Source organism: Vreelandella salicampi (assembly GCF_013415105.1).
GTDB lineage: Bacteria > Pseudomonadota > Gammaproteobacteria > Pseudomonadales > Halomonadaceae > Vreelandella > Vreelandella salicampi.
Window position 1 is genome coordinate 481004 of the sequence record NZ_JACCDF010000001.1, and the last position, 16640, is coordinate 497643.

The 16640-nt window shown below is 58.5% G+C and carries 18 protein-coding genes and 1 pseudogene; 4 read left to right on the forward strand and 15 right to left on the reverse strand.

Going from position 1 to position 16640, the window contains the following annotated elements:
* Positions 1–44: 44 nt before the first annotated feature.
* From HZS81_RS02305 to HZS81_RS02330, 6 genes and pseudogenes are all read right to left on the reverse strand, one after another.
* Entirely contained in the window at positions 45–404 is a 360-nt protein-coding gene (locus HZS81_RS02305) for a VOC family protein (protein ID WP_179928916.1), read from the reverse strand.
* A gap of 42 nt (positions 405–446) precedes the next feature.
* Positions 447–776, reverse strand: coding sequence for a hypothetical protein (locus tag HZS81_RS02310; protein ID WP_089706082.1), 330 nt, complete (start codon positions 774–776; stop codon positions 447–449).
* Between the two features lie 143 nt (positions 777–919).
* Positions 920–1549 (reverse strand): SDR family oxidoreductase, encoded by a 630-nt coding sequence (locus HZS81_RS02315; protein ID WP_179928917.1) that lies wholly within the window; start codon positions 1547–1549, stop codon positions 920–922.
* Positions 1550–1628: 79 nt separating this feature from the next.
* Positions 1629–2684 (reverse strand): DUF3541 domain-containing protein, encoded by a 1056-nt coding sequence (locus HZS81_RS02320; RefSeq protein WP_179928918.1) that lies wholly within the window; start codon positions 2682–2684, stop codon positions 1629–1631.
* Positions 2685–2811: 127 nt separating this feature from the next.
* Positions 2812–2979: pseudogene (locus tag HZS81_RS02325) on the reverse strand (efflux RND transporter permease subunit); the annotation flags it as partial.
* Between the two features lie 21 nt (positions 2980–3000).
* Positions 3001–3990 carry a LysR family transcriptional regulator gene (locus tag HZS81_RS02330; RefSeq protein WP_206679524.1) on the reverse strand — a complete coding sequence of 330 codons (990 nt, stop codon included), beginning with the start codon at positions 3988–3990 and terminating at the stop codon, positions 3001–3003.
* Between the two features lie 73 nt (positions 3991–4063).
* On the opposite strand from HZS81_RS02330, the gene HZS81_RS02335 reads away from it, so the two are divergent.
* On the forward strand, positions 4064–4555 hold the full coding sequence (locus HZS81_RS02335; RefSeq protein WP_179928920.1) for a GNAT family N-acetyltransferase: 492 nt from the start codon (positions 4064–4066) through the stop codon (positions 4553–4555).
* A 22-nt stretch (positions 4556–4577) separates the two neighbouring features.
* Here the strand turns inward: HZS81_RS02335 and HZS81_RS02340 are convergent, their stop codons facing one another.
* The 4 genes from HZS81_RS02340 to trpB all read right to left on the reverse strand — a co-directional run bounded on the left by HZS81_RS02340 (position 4578) and on the right by trpB (position 8651).
* Entirely contained in the window at positions 4578–4832 is a 255-nt protein-coding gene (locus HZS81_RS02340) for a tryptophan synthase subunit alpha (protein WP_422141292.1), read from the reverse strand.
* An 11-nt stretch (positions 4833–4843) separates the two neighbouring features.
* A complete protein-coding gene (locus tag HZS81_RS02345; RefSeq protein ID WP_179928921.1) occupies positions 4844–6337 on the reverse strand; it encodes a Fic family protein in 1494 nt (497 codons plus the stop codon).
* Positions 6338–6537: 200 nt separating this feature from the next.
* Positions 6538–7377 carry a tryptophan synthase subunit alpha gene (gene trpA / locus HZS81_RS02350; protein WP_179929036.1) on the reverse strand — a complete coding sequence of 280 codons (840 nt, stop codon included), beginning with the start codon at positions 7375–7377 and terminating at the stop codon, positions 6538–6540.
* Positions 7378–7424: 47 nt separating this feature from the next.
* Positions 7425–8651, reverse strand: a complete 1227-nt coding sequence (gene trpB, locus HZS81_RS02355; protein WP_241697340.1) for a tryptophan synthase subunit beta — start codon at positions 8649–8651, stop codon at positions 7425–7427.
* Positions 8652–8757: 106 nt separating this feature from the next.
* On the opposite strand from trpB, the gene HZS81_RS02360 reads away from it, so the two are divergent.
* The gene (locus HZS81_RS02360) at positions 8758–9657 is read left to right on the forward strand and encodes a LysR family transcriptional regulator (protein WP_179928923.1); all 900 of its coding nucleotides are present in this window, start codon (positions 8758–8760) and stop codon (positions 9655–9657) included.
* Positions 9658–9688: 31 nt separating this feature from the next.
* On the opposite strand, the gene HZS81_RS02365 is transcribed toward HZS81_RS02360, so the two are convergent.
* Positions 9689–10630 carry a LysR family transcriptional regulator gene (locus HZS81_RS02365; protein ID WP_179928924.1) on the reverse strand — a complete coding sequence of 314 codons (942 nt, stop codon included), beginning with the start codon at positions 10628–10630 and terminating at the stop codon, positions 9689–9691.
* 94 nt (positions 10631–10724) lie between these two features.
* Here HZS81_RS02365 and HZS81_RS02370 point away from each other — a divergent pair, with 94 nt between their 5' ends.
* Positions 10725–11708 (forward strand): aldo/keto reductase, encoded by a 984-nt coding sequence (locus tag HZS81_RS02370; RefSeq protein ID WP_179928925.1) that lies wholly within the window; start codon positions 10725–10727, stop codon positions 11706–11708.
* Between the two features lie 22 nt (positions 11709–11730).
* Here HZS81_RS02370 and HZS81_RS02375 read toward each other — a convergent pair whose 3' ends face one another.
* The 4 genes from HZS81_RS02375 to HZS81_RS02390 form a co-directional block, all read right to left on the reverse strand.
* Positions 11731–12765 carry a DUF2235 domain-containing protein gene (locus tag HZS81_RS02375; protein ID WP_179928926.1) on the reverse strand — a complete coding sequence of 345 codons (1035 nt, stop codon included), beginning with the start codon at positions 12763–12765 and terminating at the stop codon, positions 11731–11733.
* Positions 12766–12805: 40 nt separating this feature from the next.
* Positions 12806–13573: an ADP-ribosylglycohydrolase family protein gene (locus HZS81_RS02380; RefSeq protein ID WP_179928927.1), complete on the reverse strand. Its 768-nt coding sequence runs from the start codon at positions 13571–13573 to the stop codon at positions 12806–12808.
* Between the two features lie 289 nt (positions 13574–13862).
* The gene (locus HZS81_RS02385) at positions 13863–14420 is read right to left on the reverse strand and encodes a flavin reductase family protein (RefSeq protein ID WP_179928928.1); all 558 of its coding nucleotides are present in this window, start codon (positions 14418–14420) and stop codon (positions 13863–13865) included.
* Positions 14421–14430: 10 nt separating this feature from the next.
* Positions 14431–15396 carry a zinc-binding metallopeptidase family protein gene (locus tag HZS81_RS02390; protein WP_179928929.1) on the reverse strand — a complete coding sequence of 322 codons (966 nt, stop codon included), beginning with the start codon at positions 15394–15396 and terminating at the stop codon, positions 14431–14433.
* A gap of 263 nt (positions 15397–15659) precedes the next feature.
* On the opposite strand from HZS81_RS02390, the gene HZS81_RS02395 reads away from it, so the two are divergent.
* Positions 15660–16574 (forward strand): cation diffusion facilitator family transporter, encoded by a 915-nt coding sequence (locus HZS81_RS02395; RefSeq protein ID WP_179928930.1) that lies wholly within the window; start codon positions 15660–15662, stop codon positions 16572–16574.
* Positions 16575–16640 lie beyond the last annotated feature (66 nt).

A 16640-nucleotide genomic window follows, 5' to 3' on the forward strand; every position in this document is an offset into this window, starting at 1 on the left:
GTTCATGATCAACCCGTCAATATCAATCAGCCCAAAGGGAGGCGTTAGGCGCGCGCTTCTGACCACACGGCAAACTCGTTACCGCTGGGTTCGATGAAGTGAAAGCGAAAGCCGCCGGGGAACTCGAAAATCGGCTTTATGACCTCGCCGCCGTGATCCACCACCTTGTTGTAAGTGGCTTCAAGATGTTCGCTGTAGAACACCAGCAGAGCGGCGCCGTTGTCGGTTCGGCTGCAGGCGTCCGCCTGGTAGAAACCACCGTCCAGCCCCTGGTTGGCAAACGCGGTGTATTCGGGGCCGTAGTCGGTGAACTCCCAGCCAAACACCGCTGAGAAGAAGTCTTTGGTGGCGTTCAAGTCCTTGGCGGCGAACTCGACGTAGTTGAGCGTTTCATGTTGGTTCATGCCCTGCTCCTTTGTTCTTGTTGTGCTTTTTAATACGGTTTTTTAATCGTCGCCCTGTCCGAAGCCGATGCCCAGGCGCAGCGCCTGAAGGCCGTCGAATTCGACGCTTACCTCGTCTGAAAATACCGGGTGCCCTTGCACCGCCAAATCCAGTGCCACCTCAGCGCCGCGGTACGCGACGGTCATGGTGATGTTCGCGGAGGTGCTGATGGGCGCCAGCAGGCCATACTCGACGTTATCCACGCTGATGGAGGAAAGCCCTCGGTCATCCAGCTGCTTTTGCGCTTCCTGCTTCACGGTCACGCCGTAATAAACATAGAGCCCGGCATAGCCCAGCGCGAGCACGACTAACAGTGATAATAGCTTTTTCATCGAGTTTCTCGAGTTGTCAGAACTTGGATGGTGGCTTCCTGCGGTAACAGAGACCATAACGCAACGCCGCCACCCTTGTATCGAGAAAGCGACTCAGGGCGGCGGCGTGTTGGTTATTAGACGGGCAATGCCTGCGGCGATGGTTATTTGATGATCTCACCTATCGGTCGCTTACCGTCCAGCAGCATGAATTCCTGGTTGGTGATGTTGGCGTTTTGCACGGTATGCAGCAGCGCATGGGCGACGTTGGCACGGGAGATCTGGTTATCACCTGCTTCATCCAGGGAGTCCGCAAACTGCTGGCTGGCGGGTTCGTCCGTCAGGCGGCCGGGTTTGAGGATGGCGTAGGGCACGCCGCTGGTACGCAGGTGAGCATCGGCGGCAAACTTCGCGGCCATGTAAGGGCGCAGCTTTTCGGGGGCTTGCATGGGGTCTTCGGCGCGCATGGCGCTGATCATCACGTAGCGCGAAAGGCCCTGCTCGCTTGCGATGTCCGCCGCACGAATGGCCCCGTAAAGGTCGATCAGCAGGGTTTTGTCCGGCCCGGTGTGGGGGCCTGAACCGGCGGTGAAGACCACTTGGTCGCAGCCTTCAAAGGCGTGGGCAAAGTCGCCTTCCAGGTCGGCAATCACGGTCTCAATGCCGCGCTCCTTGAACCACGGCACCTGCTCTTCACTGCGCAGCATCGCCTTGATGGGCGTGCCCGCCTGCTGAGCCAGCTCGCAGAACTGTTTGCCAATCTGTCCGTTCGCGCCAATCACTAGCGTGGTCATAGCACCTCCTTATGGTGAACTGATACCCCATCAGTGTAGGCACATTGAGGTAATTCAACCGTGCAGGGGCAATTCCATCCTATTCGGCTGAGCGTCCGCCAAGCTCGTCCGAGAGGTCGGGGCCGGGATGCAGGCGGCCCGGCCAGCGCAACACCATGATCGCCAGAACGTTGCGGTGTTCACCACCCGCCAGCCCCTTTTCCCCCGAGGGCGAGGGGATAATGCCGCTGGCCGGGTCTATCGCCGCCATCAGTGCCTCACGCACCCGGCCCACAAGCGGGTGGTTCTCGCGGCCGGCAAGCAGGAATGCCAATGCCACCTCGGCTTGGATGTCGGCCGTGGCCCGGGCCATGATGCCGGCCGTCTCTCGCTCCAGCGCTTCAAGCACCCAGGCGTGCACCTCCGGGTCCACCTTCCGTTGGTAGTAGCGGCTGTCAGCGATGACGAAGTGGGTCAGGCCATAGAGCCAGTTACGGTACTCGGCGTCGTCGAGATCGGCGACTCGATCAGGCGGGTAGTGGCGTCGGAAGGCTTCCTCCACCTCCCGCCGCAGGTCCATCACGCCGAGCTGGTGCAGGAAGTACGTATAGTTGGCCACCTGAGCGGCATAGACCCCGATCACCGAGGGGGCGGTCAGGAAGGTCGACCAGTCGACCTCTGCCTGGTAGCCCAGCGCCCGTTCGTGATTCTCAATGGCCGGCAGCAGGTCGTGGTACTCGGCCTGGACCAGCCGGAACAGCAGCGAACGAGCGAAGGCGATCTCCCCCCACTCACCCAGCATGGCGCGCCGGGCGCGCTGCTTGGCCGTGCGCTGGGAGTAGTCGGCAACGATCGCCCGACTGCGGGCAGCCGCGTACCCGGGCTCGGCGAGGCCAACAATGTCCTCCTCGAGTCGCACCAGTAGACGCTCGCCGTAGGCACGATTGAGGGCCAGCCAGCGCTGCTCGCCCGTCAGGCGGTAGAGCCGCTGGGCAAAGTGGCGCTGCTTGTTCTCGGATAGCGTCGGCAGCGCCTGCTCGTAGATCGCCTGGATGGCCAGACCGGCGTCGCGCTGGACGTCACGCTCCGCATGCGGCTCCATGGCGGCGCAGCCGGCCAGCGCCAGCACCATCATCAGTGAAAAGAGCTTTTTCATGACGCCCCCTCGTTGGTGTTCACTAACGATAGGTCATCATTGCACAGTTAATGAGTAATTATGTACAAGCATCCGTAGTGCTACCGGCATAAGCTAGGGCTATCCGTCATGGCGGCGGGCGCGCCCGGAGAAAAGCCATGGGAATAAACACCGCACACAGCCCCAGCCCCAGCCCCAGCCCCACGGCGATGATAGGGCCTGACACTTCCCGCATGGACTGATGAGCAGCGGCCTGGAGTTTCAAGCCTTCCCCGATGCTCCGCTCCACGTTTTCCTCCACCATGATGGCATCGTCTTCATCATCCGCGATTAAGGGCTAAATGACCGAGGCATCGGAAGGTTCGCTTGACGCATTATCCAATGCCAACATCAGCTGTTCGCGTATCCAACGGTGACCTGGCGCCCCTGAGTGACGGACATGATGAAGCATGCGCAGCGTATAGCGAGGTGCCTCGAAGGGGACGTCATGCACGATAAACGGCAACGTGTTGACCCATTCTAGAGCGGCCCGACGCGGCAACGTAAAAAGATAATTCGACTGGGCAACGATATAGGGCGCGGCCATGAGGCTTGGCAACTGCACGGCTACATCTCTCTGTCGCCCCAGCTGTGCCAGAGCGCCGTCGATCACGCTACTTGCATCTTCCCAGGGCCGAGCGGCGATATGCCGCTCGGCCAGGTACCGTTCGAGCGATAAGTAATCGCCGATCCGTTCATGGCCTTTGCGTGCAATCACCACGTAGTCATCACTCAGGCAATCACATGCCGCTACCCCCTCCGGCAGCGTCGCCTTGCCGTGCGAAACGCCCAGCGCAAAATGGATTCGCCCCTCGCGCAGCTCATCCAACGAGTCATGGTGGGTGGCATAGATCACCTTGAGATGCAGATGCGGTGCCAGACGCTCCAGCCGAGCGACCAGCAGCGGCAGTACTGCGTAGGCAGTGTAATCGGTGGCCGCGAAGACGAAGGTTTTCTCGCTGGTAGCGGGCGAAAATGGAGACCTATCAATGAGCCGGTCTGACAAAATGTGCAGTGCGTCTGAAACACCATCGGCCATCAGTTCGGCCTGCGCCGTGGGTTGCATGGCGTTGCCCGTGCGGACGAACAGCTCGTCAGCGAGGGCGTCACGCAAACGTGATAGGGCGTGGCTGCACGCCGAAGGGCTCATCGACAATTCGTCGGCTGCCATGATCACACTGCGATGACGGAATAACGCATCGAAAACCAACAGCAGATTGAGATCAAGGCGGCGCAGAGTGGAGTGCATAAGCTGCATAAAGACCTGAATAGAATGCAGGACATACATCTTTGGTTTTCTTTATCATTCTGTCAACGAATTGCTACCCAACCCGCCGACTGGCAGAAAAGGAGCCTGCACCATGAACGAACCTATCTTCCGAAACGCCATACCGGCCGACACCATGCGCTGCTACCGAATCGAGGCATCCGCCTATGAAGGCGAAGAAGGGGCCACCCGGGAAAAGATCGCCACACGCATTGAGCAGTACCCGCAAGGCTTTCGTGTCCTGGAATTAGACAAACAGGTGATCGGTTTCATCAACAGCGGGTGCGCGCATGAAGTGGCGATGTCCGACGAGTCGTTCAAGGAACTGGAGGGCCATGATGCCAAGGCGCCCAACGTGGTCATCATGTCGGTGGTGATAGACCCCGCGTACCAGGGCATGGGCTACGCATCAAAGATGATGCGAGCCTTCGTCGAGCACATGAAAGCGCTGGGCAAACAGACGGTTCATTTGATGTGTAAGGAGCGTCACGTCGAACTATACAAACGCATGGGTTATCGCTACGTGAAACCTTCGGACTCCGATCATGGCGGTATGACATGGCACGAGATGGTCATGGATCTATAAAGCCGCGCGCCACCGAAATGACCTACTTCCGGCACGCCCTGACGCTTTCCGCCAGTTCACTAACGAGGCCATGCACCTGCTCGACGGCATCATCCGCGCTGGCGGCGTGTTCAATGCAGTCGACCAGCGCCGAGCCCACCACCACGGCGTCGCTGAAGCGGCCGATGGCCGCTGCCTGCTCGGCGGTGCGGATGCCGAAACCGACGACGATGGGCAGCTCGGTATCTTCGCACACTTGGGCGACTAAATTGCTCGAGCAGCGCTGGCGTATAGGCACTGCCGCCTGTGTTACGGGTTTTTGTACTCTTCAAGCACGTTCTGTGCTTCTGCCTCGATAGCATCCAGCACCTCTTCAGACACTTGGTAACGGAACTGCTTACGCCGGTTGTTGGAGAGGCGCCCCTCATTACTTAGGCACATCATCACTAAGCGTGCTAAATCACCTCCACGTATATCGAAATTCGCATCCACTGCCGCATATACCCGGTCAAAACAAGCGAGGTAGCGTGTTTCTGCTTTCAATTCCTCTTCCAGCGCTACTTTTGCCATTTTCAATGTAAAAGCCACAGCGTTTGTGGCATCCCAATAGCGATAGAGCGCATCAAGACCCAGATACTCAAAATCATACTGGTCAGCATCTACCCAGCTTACTCGCCAATGCTCACGAGCAGGCCTTGAAAACGCTTCTAGCGCTGCTAGGTAATCAGCTTCATACCGCCTCATGGCAACCGAGATAGGCAGAAGATTATCGTGGGGAAGGCCATCCATTCGACACAGGGTATGGTGAATCAGAAAACGTGATATGCGACCGTTGCCATCCATGAAGGGATGCAAAAAAACAAAACCAAAGGACAGTATCGCTGAAGCTACTAGCGCTGGCACAGCCTCTGACGAATCGCTGTCTGGAAGTTGGTTCGCCCAGGTCATCAATGCGCCCATTAATTTATTGCAAAGATCCGGCGGTGGAGGTAAATAGCTGACGCCTAATGCGCCGGGCAACCCGTTATGTAGATAGTTTTGCTCATGGCGAAATGCCATTGCTTTGTCAAAAGGGTTGCTGATAGTGCTATTTTGCAGTTCAACAAAGTACGCTTCAGTCAGGCGTTTACCCTCATGGGCTTGACGTAGTAGCTGCATGAAGCGCTGCTGCTTATCTTGCGACGGCGATTCTCGTTCAATGGCAAACGAAGATTGGGTTTCACTGAGATAAGCCCACTGAATGGCACGGTCCAACATGCCGGGGGGCAACGAGGCCATAAAAGTAGCGGCTTGGGTCAGAATGTCTTCTTCAAGTAGTCCGTCAATTTCTGGCGTACGCCTCACGGTTGCACAATAATCCAGTGTTCCTAGCCCGTTAAAGTCAATCCGCCAGCGGCTATCACGAACGGCAGGGCCAGTAACATAGCGCACGGGGTCGAACAGAGGTACTGCTCGGCCACTGACGTTTACATCGAACGGCAAGCGCTTTACGAACGCTTCGTACAGATAGCCTAACTTTCTTAAGTAGATGCCGTTTGGCGAGGCTTGCAAGGCGTTTTGAAGCGCTTCTATAGGCAAATGTGGCAATGCGCCCGCCAGAATGGCGAGGTCGATACCTTCGTGCTTAAGTGCGAAGAGCAGATGGTCGAGCAATGACGTTTCTGGCGCACGCACGGCAGGTACTGCTATTTCCTTCTCCATAGACATGATGCGTGTGACTGGGCGCACCCGCGCAGGGTAAATGGGTGGGCATACCCCCAACGCCAAATGTTCATGCAGGTACGCATAACCTACCGGCCTCATCACAAAGCGCCTCAAATCAAAATATTTTATTCACTTCAACAAGAAAATGTTCAGTAATCAACCAAAATACGATTTTTTATTTACCTGGCGCACCCACAAATACAGTGCCCGTCGCTTAAAGCCCCCGGCAAAGCAGCTGGTCAGATAAAAAAGAGCAGGCGTTCATTACCTGCTCTTTTGCACTTACCCCATCTCCACTTTTAACTGATCACCTGCTCATCCACCTCCCTGCACGCCCTGACGCTTTCCGCCAGTTCACTGACGAGGCCGTGCACCTGCTCGACGGCATCATCCCCGCTGGCGGCGTGTTCAATGCAGTCGACCAGCGCCGAGCCCACCACCACGGCGTCGCTGAAGCGGCCGATGGTGGCGGCTTGTTCGGCAGTGCGAATACCGAAGCCGACGGCAATGGGCAGGTCAGTATGTTCGCGCAGGTGCGCCACCGAGTTTTCCAGCCTTTCCGGGGTGGGCGCGCTGCCGCCGGTCACGCCTGCCACCGAGACGTAGTAGATAAACCCGGAAGCGTTCGCCAGCACCTTGGGCAGGCGCCTGGCATCGGTGGTCGGGGTGGCCAGGCGAATAAAATCAATGCCGTGTTGCGCCGCTGGCTGGCAGAGTTCTTCGTCATGTTCCGGCGGCAGGTCGACCACGATCAGGCCGTCTACCCCGGCGGTTGCCGCATCGGTTAAAAAGCGTTCAACGCCGTAGCAGTAGATGGGGTTGTAGTAGCCCATCAGTACAACGGGCGTGGTGGAGTTTTCCTGGCGAAAGTTTCGCACCATTTCCAGCGTTTTGGTTTGGGTCTGGCCGCTTTCCAGGGCGCGCAGTGCGGCTTTTTGAATGGCGGGGCCATCGGCCATGGGGTCGCTGAACGGCATGCCGAGTTCGATAATATCTACCCCGGCGTCGGGCAGCCCGTGCAGCAGGCGGTGGGAGGTATCGGCGTCCGGGTCGCCGGCGGTGAGGTAGCTGACCAGCGCCGGGCGGTTTTGCTGCTTGAGCGTGGCAAAGCACTGCTCAAGACGCGATGAGTGGGTCACAGCCTGGTTAACGGTATCGTTCATGGTGTTGTCCTGGATGGCGATCATTAGCATGCCTCGTCGAGTTGTTCACCCAAGTGGTGGGCGACGCTCATCATGTCCTTGTCGCCGCGACCGCTGAGGTTGACTACCATCAGATGCTCTCGGGGAAGCGTGGGCGCGCGCTTGGCGACTTCCGCCAGGGCGTGGGCGGTTTCCAGGGCGGGGATAATGCCTTCCTGGCGGCAGCAGATCTGGAAGGCCTCCAGCGCTTCGGCGTCGGTGGCGGAGACATACTCGACCCGCCCCTGCTCGTGCAGCCAGGCATGTTCCGGCCCGATGCCGGGGTAATCCAGCCCTGCGGAAATCGAGTGGGCGTCGCTAATCTGGCCATCTGCGTTTTGCAGCAAATACGTGCGGTTGCCGTGCAATACGCCGGGCGTGCCGCCGTTCAGGCTGGCCGCGTGCAGGCCGCTGTTCACGCCTTTGCCGCCTGCTTCCACGCCAATCATCTGCACCGCTGAATCGTTCAGGAAGGGATGGAACAGCCCCATGGCGTTGGAGCCGCCGCCAATGCAGGCCACTAACGAGTCCGGCAGGCGGCCGTGTTTTTCGAGCATTTGCGCGCGGGTTTCATGGCCGATTACCGCTTGGAAGTCGCGCACCATGGCGGGGTACGGGTGCGGCCCGGCCACGGTGCCGATGATGTAGAAGGTGTCGTCGACGTTGGTGACCCAGTCGCGCAGCGCTTCGTTCATGGCGTCTTTGAGCGTGCCGGTTCCGGAGGTCACGGGGACAATCTCGGCGCCCAACAGCTGCATGCGGAATACGTTGGTTTGCTGGCGTTCGATATCCGCGGTGCCCATGTAGATCACGCACGGCAGGCCAAAGCGTGCCGCCACCGTAGCCGTGGCAACGCCGTGCATGCCCGCGCCGGTTTCGGCGATGATGCGTTTTTTGCCCATCTGCCTGGCCAGCAGCCCCTGGCCGATACAGTTGTTGATCTTGTGCGCGCCGGTGTGATTCAGCTCTTCGCGTTTAAGGTAAATACTCGCCCCGCCAAAATGCTCGGTCAGCCGCTCAGCAAAGTAGAGCGGGCTTGGCCGGCCCACGTAGTCGCCTTGAAAATAAGCCAACTGGCGCTGGAATTCGGGATCGTTTTTGGCGGTGGCGTATTCGTCTTGCAGCTCTAAGATCAAAGGCATCAGCGTTTCGGCGACGAAGCGGCCACCGAAGCTGCCAAACAGCCCGTTGGCATCGGGTAAGCTGGAAGATAAATCCATGGGTTTATTCATCACGACCTCGGCATGCGTTATCAAACAATGCAATGAAAGTAGCGCAGGCAGGCGGGGATAAAAATCGATAAGATGGCAGCAACATGTGAGCTGGAGTCACCTATTTATGCCACACAGCATGCCACCGCTCAGTGCCTTGCGTGCCTTTGAAGCCACCGCCCGATTAGGCAGCGTGACTGCCGCCGCCGATGAGCTAAGCGTGACCCACGGCGCGGTCAGTCGCCAGCTACGTAGCCTGGATGAACACTTTGGCGTCGCGTTGTTTGCCAAGGCCGGACGCGGCATTGTGCTTACCCCACATGGCGAGCGGCTGCAAAACGGTGTGGGCGAGGCATTTACGCGCCTGCGCGATAGTTGCGCTTCACTCAAGCATGAACTAGAGGAAGCACCCTTCACCCTCGCCTGCCCGGGCAGCCTGTTGGCGCGCTGGTTGATCCCCCGGCTGGATCGCCTGCACCGAGACCTGCCTGAGCTCAATCTGAAAGTCGTGGTCAGCGAAAGCGAGCATCCCGAAAAGCAGACGGAGGCCAGCGCCAGTCTGGCGTTTTCGGCACCCCCCTGGCCTGCCGACAAGCAGGTGATCGAGCTAACCCCGGAACGCATCTGCGCGGTGGCGAGCCCGCGCTTGGCGGCCCAGTGCGACCCCGCCCAACCGGCAACGCTGTTTACCAACACGCTGCTATACACCGCCTCGCGCCCCCAGGCATGGCCGCAGTGGGCTAACGCCCAAGGGATTGAGCTGGCGCAACTGGAAGAGGCGCTCAGCAACGGCCAGGGGTTCGAGCATCTTTACTATTTAATAGAAGCCGCGGTGGCGGGCCTAGGCGTGGCCATTGCACCGACCCTGTTGGTCGAAGACGACCTGAAGAGCGGTCGACTGGTCGCCCCCTGGGGCAGCATCGAAACGCCTGCCCGCCTGTGTTTGTGGCTGCCCAGCCAGGCAGATATGCGCCGCAGCGAACCGCTGGCCGCGTGGCTCAAGCGGGAGTTGGGGGTAGATCGCTAGCAACCTTCGAACGTGAAAAGGGACATGTATTTCACCCGCTCAAGCGTTCACGGTTGTTAGCCACCAACTCAGCCAGAAAGTCCGCCACGGCTCGGGTACGACCTGATTGGGTGAGATCCGTCTGGATGACGAGGTAGATGGGCTGATCCACACCAATATCCGCAGCAACACAGTCCAGCCCGGCCTCTCGCGCCAGAAAATGCGGCAATACCGCCATCCCCAACCCCGCTTTGGCCGCCGCTAGCTGGGTCGCCAGCGAGGTAGTGGTTAGCGCCGGTTCGCGACCTTGCAGAACCCGCTCAACCCACTGGGCGGCTGGCAAGTGCGCTTGCGTTTCCCCCCAGGTGATAAAAGCATCCAAGTCGTAATCGCCCGCGTCTTCATGAGCCTCACGCTGCGCTACATACCCGGGGCTCGCGTAAAGCCCGAAACCCAGCGTGCCGAGACGGCGAAGGGTGACATTGCCGCGCTCGGGCTTGACCATTCTAAGCGCTACATCGGCGTCGCGGCGGTGCAGATTGACGGTGGTGATATCGGTCACCAGCTCAAGCCTGATGCCGGGGTATTGCGCTTGAAACTGCGGCAGCGCAGGCAGAATCAGCGCCGTGGCCAGGTTTTCAGCGGTGGCCAGCCGCACCCAGCCGCTCAGCTGTGTGGCGTGCGACACCCCGCTGGAAAAAGCTGCTGCAGCGGCTTCCAGCGCTTCGGCTTTTTCGATGAGCCCGGCCCCCTCCTCGGTCAGTTGGTAACCGGACTGCTGACGCACAAAAAGCGGCACCTTGAGGGCTTTCTCAAGCCGCTCGATACGCCGGGAGAGCGTGGCGATGCCCAGGTGGAGTTCCGCTGCCGCACCGCTCAACGTGCCGTGGCGGGCCACCGCCAGAAAGGTGCGCGTATCGTCCCACACCCACCCACGCGGCATCTGATTTTCAAAACCGGAAAGCGGCTTATCAAACTCGTCAATTTTTTTCATTTCTGGATAGTGCCACGCTGTAACTGCGCGATTCAAGAACGGTTAAAGCACGTTTCTAGCGCATCGCATTGGTAAACAACGCAGGAGACACATCATGCAAACACGCACACTGGGCACCGATCTATCCGTTTCCGCCATTGGCTTAGGCTGCATGGGAATGAGCGAGTTTTACGGCCCCCGAGACGATAGCGAGTCGCTACGGGTATTGGCGCGGGCGGTGGAGCTGGGCATCGACTTTTTCGATACGGCAGATATGTACGGCCCGCACCATAACGAGGCGTTGATTGGTCGCTTTCTCGCCAGTCACAAGCCCAAGGTACGTATCGCCACCAAGTTCGGCATTGTGCGCAACCCTGGGGAGTATCAACGCAGCCTAGACAGCAGCGCTCGCTATGCCCGCCAGGCCTGCGAGGCGTCTTTGAAGCGACTGGGTGTCGAGCAAATCGATCTTTACTACGTCCACCGCGTTAACCCGGAAACGCCCATTGAGGAGACGATGGAGGGCTTAGCCCAGTTGGTGACAGAAGGAAAAATTGCCCACATTGGCCTCTGCGAAGTCAGCGCTGACACCTTGCGCCGCGCCCATGCGGTACATCCGGTCACCGCTGTGCAAACCGAGTATTCGCTGTGGACGCGGGACGTGGAGCAATCGGTGCTGCCTACCTGCAAGGAACTCGGTGTCGGCTTTGTGCCCTACTCACCTCTGGGCCGAGGCTTTTTGACGGGCCGATTTCAGGATACCAGCGATTTCGGCGAAGACGATTTTCGACCTAACCTGCCACGCTTTTCTGAACAGGCCATGGGCGCCAACCGCCGTATCGCCGACGTGATCGGCGAAGTGGCAGCGCTCAAAGGCTGCACTCCGGCGCAGCTGTCGCTGGCTTGGCTGCTATCCAAAGGCGATAACATTGTGCCGATTCCCGGCACCAAGCGGCTGCGCTACCTTGAAGAGAATGCGGCAGCGGCATCCATTACCCTGACCGCCGATGAACAACAGCAGTTGGAAACGGCTACCGCCAACCTGCCGGTGACCGGTGAGCGCTATACACCGGAAGGCATGAAGGGGGTGAATGCATGAGGCCAGACGGCTTGGTCGATATTTACGCGCCCACCTTGATGCCCTGCCACCCATACTGCTCGACCAGCGCTTTTAACTGCTTGGGGCGGTAGCGGTCGTCGCGCTCGTAGCGGGCTTTTACGCTGGGGTGAATCAGGGTGGGCTTGTCATCGATGACCAGCGGACGGTCCAGCGGCTTCTTGAAACGGTAGACGTGCTTGCGCGATTGGTGAATCTGGCCTCTCGCACCGTCGGTGAGGTTATCGCGAATATGCGGTTCGGTGATCAGCCCGGCGGCGTTGGCTTCGTCCAGCATCCAGGCAAGCGGCGTGTCGGCGGCTTGCAGGCCGTGTTTATCCGGTTTGTAGGAACCGCCGATATCCGCGTGTACCCCTGCAAACCAGACCTGTTTTAAATCAACGCCTGAACGGGGCGTCCAGATGGTCGGGCTAAAGTCTTCGCGGCGTTCATCGATGGCCATGGCGTGGCGGGCAATGGCGACATTGGCGCCCATTTTAGTGTCGTAGAATTCGTCGGTGCCGTTAAACAGGCCCATGATGCTGATTGGAATGCCCAGCGCGCCCACAGTGTCCCACACGCCGATAAAATGCACGTCGCGCTGCGCATAGCTGTGCTTGTCACGAAACCGAATGGCTGCCTCGCCCCGAGGATGATGGGTCTTTTTGGTGCTCTTGTAGATCTTCCAGGCCTCGGTGATCAGCCGCGCATCGGAGCGTTTGAGAATACCGCAGTTGTTGATCAGCCCGCTTAGCGCCCTCACCGTGTACGCACCCCGACTAAACCCGAACAGGTAGATATGATCGCCGGGGGCGTAGTTCTGCACGATGTAACGGTAGCCATCGAGGATATTTTTGTGCAGCCCCACGCCGGTGGCGCCCGCGCTGAGGCTGCTGTGGTATGAGCCCAGCCCCCAGTCGTAAAACACGTGCTGCTTGATGCCTTCCGCCTGCGGGGTCACCGACCGGGCAAGCTTCAACACGTTGGTGGGAAAGTCGTTGTCTATGTCTTCTTCCGGCCGGTTCCAGGTGCCGTCTGCGCATACCACGATATGGGCCATGGGGTGCCTCGCTATATAAAGAGCCTCGTAGCGGCCCGGTTTATCGGAACTGGCGGCAGAAAGCGTCGGTAATCGCCCATAAATCCGGCGTTAGGCGCTGCTCTACCTCGGCACGGATGGCGTTTGGCACGCCGCCATAGAAGGCCTCGGCAATTCCCCCGGCAATGCAGGCCTGGGTGTCGCTGTCGCCGCCCAGCGACACCGCATTGCGAACCGCCGCTTCGTACGAATCCGCCTCAAGAAACGCAATGATGGCTTCCGGCACGCTGCCCTGGCAGGACACATCGAAGCAGTAATGCGGGCGTATCTCATCCAGCGTGCGCGACAGGTCATAGTCGAACCGCTCGGTGATGGTCGTGCGGATAGTGGCTTTATCCGAACCAGTGCGCGCCAGGAATACCGCAAGCGCGGTGGCCTGAGCGCTCTTGATACCTTCCGGGTGATTGTGGGTAATCTCAGCGGTGGCTTTGGCCTGGGCGAGCACTTCGGTTTCGGTGGTGTAGGCAAAGCCTACTGGACCGACGCGCATGGCCGAGCCGTTGCCCCAACTGTGATAAGGCCCCGCATTGTCAGCACCCAGCCATTGGATGAAGGAGCCACCGTAGCCTGCGTTAGGGTACTGTCTGCCGATCTGCCGAACGGCCTGGGCATAGGGCGTGTCATTGAGAATCGCGCTGGCAATTGCCACGCTGAGCACGCTGTCGTCGGTAAACCGCGACGACGCCTGAAACAGCAGAAAGTCGGTGGTTTTCGTCGGCTGGTGTTCGTACACCGAGCCAATGATGTCGCCCGCTATCGCGCCAATCATATGTGCCTCCCTCGCCGGTATAGGGTGTCACTATGGCTGTATGCTACCTTTTAGCGTAGTGCGAATTTACCAAGCTGAGTAGCCCGGCTGGGGCTCGTCGCTATCCTCGAAGAGGTTAAATGGTTAAACACGCCCTATGATTGTGCGATGGCTATCTGTGGGGATGCACATGCCCTTGCCGCAGCAATGAACACTGATGCGACTTATTTCATGAAAAATCGTCGGAGGCGTTGCAGTCACGCCCTTCCGGGAGCCCGGCGGTGCAACAAAATACCTTGGTTGGCATCACTCAGAGCATCTGAGGCAAAAATTGCCGATGGCGGTCAATGATCTCACCGGCCACCATAAAGACACCGTCGCCGGTGTAGTGCAGCGTTTCTGGGTACGCGGGGGCCGCCTCCGCCCGGCCAGCCACTACCTCGAAGATGAAGAAGTTGTAGCTATTCACCAAGCTGTCATCGACCAGCCGGCATTCAAAGTTGGCGTAGCACTCGCGCACACCCGGTGTGTCGATTTGCTCGGAAGACTCGGGCGTTAGGCCAAAGTGCGCAAACTTATCGATCTCGCGGCCACTGGTGTTGCCAATGCCAACCACTTCATCGGTAAGGTCGGTGGTCGGGACGTTGATCACACATTCGCGGCTTTTGCGCACCAGCTCGAAGCTGTGATTGCCCGCGGAGATCAAACATCCAAATAGCGACGGCGTAAAGGCCATAACCATATGCCAACCCATGGTCATAAGATTGCATTCACCTTCGTGCTGTGACGAGACCAGCACCACAGGGCCGGGTTCCAGGTAACGCCGTACCCTATCGAGTGCGACCTCTTTCTTAGTGTTCTCGTGCATCACGCGCTCCTTAACGCCCTTGGGCTCCCCGGCGCAGCCAGTCATGCACGAAGGCAAGCTTGCGCATCGCCACATCGGAAAGCACGAAGGGATAGAGATCTGCCAACCCCATGGAGCGATTGACGTGGTTAACGCCAGCCACCAGTGATGCGGCAATATGGATCAATCGCCCGGCATCCGGCTCGGCGTAGGCATCCCACCCCGGGTGCGGCATCTCCGGCGTCGACAACCCTGCCGCGACAAAGCTATCGGTAATGTCGGTTAGGTGCAGCAGGTGGGCTGCGGTTTCCGCCCAGTCCTCATGCGGGTGGGCGGAGGCGTAGGTCGTCAGGAAGCGTTGCCTCCAATCCGGCGGTGGGCCGTCATGATAGTGACGCTGGAGGGCGGCGGGATAATCCTCGCGCTCATCGCCGAACATCTCTCGGAAGGCATCCAGAAAATCTTCGCGCAGGCTCAAGCGCCACCACAGCATATGCGAAATCTCATGGCGCATATGCCCGATCATGGTGCGGTAGGGTTCTTCCAGCGCTTCGCGACGAATGGTGCGTAATACTGGGTCGGCCTCGGCCACGCTGATGGTCACCACGCCGCCCACATGCCCCATGGGAACCGGCGTTGCCCCCTCGGCCAGCATATGAAACACCGGTGGAGCGCCGGGATCTTCGGGCCGAAACCAGTGCCAGCGGCCAAGATTGTCGATTACCCAGCGCTTGGCGGCCTCTGTTTGCGTCCAGTTGGGTATTGCATTCGGAATCGAGGGATCGGGAGCCAGAGCCGTCATGGCGCAAGATCGACAGAAGGCGCCCTGCTTAGGAGCGATCCAGTTACAACCGATCACCTCACGGTTGGCACAGAAAGGCGGCATGGGCAAAAAGGCCCGCGCCTGTGGATCGTAAGCGACAGGGAAGCCATCAGCGGTCACCAGGTTATCAAACCAGAGTGAACCAGAGCCGACAGGATTGGAAAAAACGCGCATGAGTTAGGCCCTCCAGGGGAGATGTCATTTCAGTGTGGGCGTTCCCGCCATGAAAAGTCTAGGAGTTTAGGCAATACTAAACTTCCACTCTCCCCAGTAAGGTAACAATGGCAAAATGCTGGGAACGCTTGATAAGAGCCTTATCCGCCGTCAACGATGGCTGAGAAATGCTTCATCTTCTTGCGTGCCTTGATCATTCGACGTTAGTGCGGTCGTGTTTACAGCAATTTGTGCGGCTTTTCGTCAAAAAGTGAGAGTAACGTATGGGACAACATCACGGTCACCACCACATTGATCCTGCCTCTGGCGACCGACGTGTGACTATCTCCATCTGGGCCAACGGGTTATTGACCATCGCCCAGATTATTGGGGGTATATTAGCGGGGAGCCTCTCGCTCATTGCGGATGCGCTGCATAATTTTTCCGATATGGCCGCACTTGTCATTGCGTTCGCAGCCCGCAAAATTGCGAGGCGACCGGCAGACGCCCAGATGACGTTTGGCTATGGCCGAATCGAAATTGTGGCGGCACTGGTCAACTACACCACGCTCATTCTCGTCGGCGTCTATCTGATCTATGAAGGTGCCATGCGCATGATCGACCCACCCGAAATTCAGGGCTGGATGATCGTGATCATTGGTGGCGTTGCCCTTGCAGTCGATGCCCTCACGGCGCTCCTCACGTGGTCAATGCAAAAAGATAGCGTCAATATTCGCGCCCTGTTTCTGCATAACCTCTCCGATGCGTTTGCTTCTGTCGCGGTGATCATTGGCGGTTCCCTTATCCTATTGTACGACATGCGCTGGGTAGATCCCGCGATTACCATCGGTATTGCCGTCTATATTCTTTATCTCGCCTTTGCCGAGATTGGCGGCCCGATCCGTACACTGATGCTGGGCTCACCGCCCGATATTGATGGACAAGCCGTCATTGACGCGATGCGTGACGCCGAAGGTGTGATAGAAGTTCATCACGTTCATTTATGGCAAATGCAAGAAGATGCCGTCGCGCTTGATTGCCACGTGGTGATCACGGAATCCGGCTGGCAGCAGCTTGAGACGATCAAGGCCGATATAAAAACGCGACTTAAAGAGCGCTTTGGCATAGCCCACTCGAGTTTAGAGTTTGAGCATATCGACCACATTCATAAAAATGCCAACCTCTACGGGCATGGTTAGTCTTGGCATACGGCATGGACGTGAAGCCGTCTCATCATGTTGGAACGACGAATCGCGTCTACGCTT

Coding starts and splice junctions, on each gene's coding strand:
- HZS81_RS02310 (WP_089706082.1), bottom strand. CDS start 776: ATGAAAAAGCTATTATCACTGTTAGTCGTGCTCGCGCTGGGCTATGCC.
- HZS81_RS02360 (WP_179928923.1), top strand. CDS start 8,758: ATGCCACACAGCATGCCACCGCTCAGTGCCTTGCGTGCCTTTGAAGCC.
- HZS81_RS02380 (WP_179928927.1), bottom strand. CDS start 13,573: ATGATTGGCGCGATAGCGGGCGACATCATTGGCTCGGTGTACGAACAC.
- HZS81_RS02395 (WP_179928930.1), top strand. CDS start 15,660: ATGGGACAACATCACGGTCACCACCACATTGATCCTGCCTCTGGCGAC.
- HZS81_RS02320 (WP_179928918.1), bottom strand. CDS start 2,684: ATGAAAAAGCTCTTTTCACTGATGATGGTGCTGGCGCTGGCCGGCTGC.
- HZS81_RS02390 (WP_179928929.1), bottom strand. CDS start 15,396: ATGCGCGTTTTTTCCAATCCTGTCGGCTCTGGTTCACTCTGGTTTGAT.
- HZS81_RS02370 (WP_179928925.1), top strand. CDS start 10,725: ATGCAAACACGCACACTGGGCACCGATCTATCCGTTTCCGCCATTGGC.
- HZS81_RS02345 (WP_179928921.1), bottom strand. CDS start 6,337: ATGAGGCCGGTAGGTTATGCGTACCTGCATGAACATTTGGCGTTGGGG.
- HZS81_RS02315 (WP_179928917.1), bottom strand. CDS start 1,549: ATGACCACGCTAGTGATTGGCGCGAACGGACAGATTGGCAAACAGTTC.
- HZS81_RS02305 (WP_179928916.1), bottom strand. CDS start 404: ATGAACCAACATGAAACGCTCAACTACGTCGAGTTCGCCGCCAAGGAC.
- trpB (WP_241697340.1), bottom strand. CDS start 8,651: ATGAATAAACCCATGGATTTATCTTCCAGCTTACCCGATGCCAACGGG.
- HZS81_RS02365 (WP_179928924.1), bottom strand. CDS start 10,630: ATGAAAAAAATTGACGAGTTTGATAAGCCGCTTTCCGGTTTTGAAAAT.
- HZS81_RS02375 (WP_179928926.1), bottom strand. CDS start 12,765: ATGGCCCATATCGTGGTATGCGCAGACGGCACCTGGAACCGGCCGGAA.
- HZS81_RS02330 (WP_206679524.1), bottom strand. CDS start 3,990: ATGTATGTCCTGCATTCTATTCAGGTCTTTATGCAGCTTATGCACTCC.
- HZS81_RS02335 (WP_179928920.1), top strand. CDS start 4,064: ATGAACGAACCTATCTTCCGAAACGCCATACCGGCCGACACCATGCGC.
- HZS81_RS02385 (WP_179928928.1), bottom strand. CDS start 14,420: ATGCACGAGAACACTAAGAAAGAGGTCGCACTCGATAGGGTACGGCGT.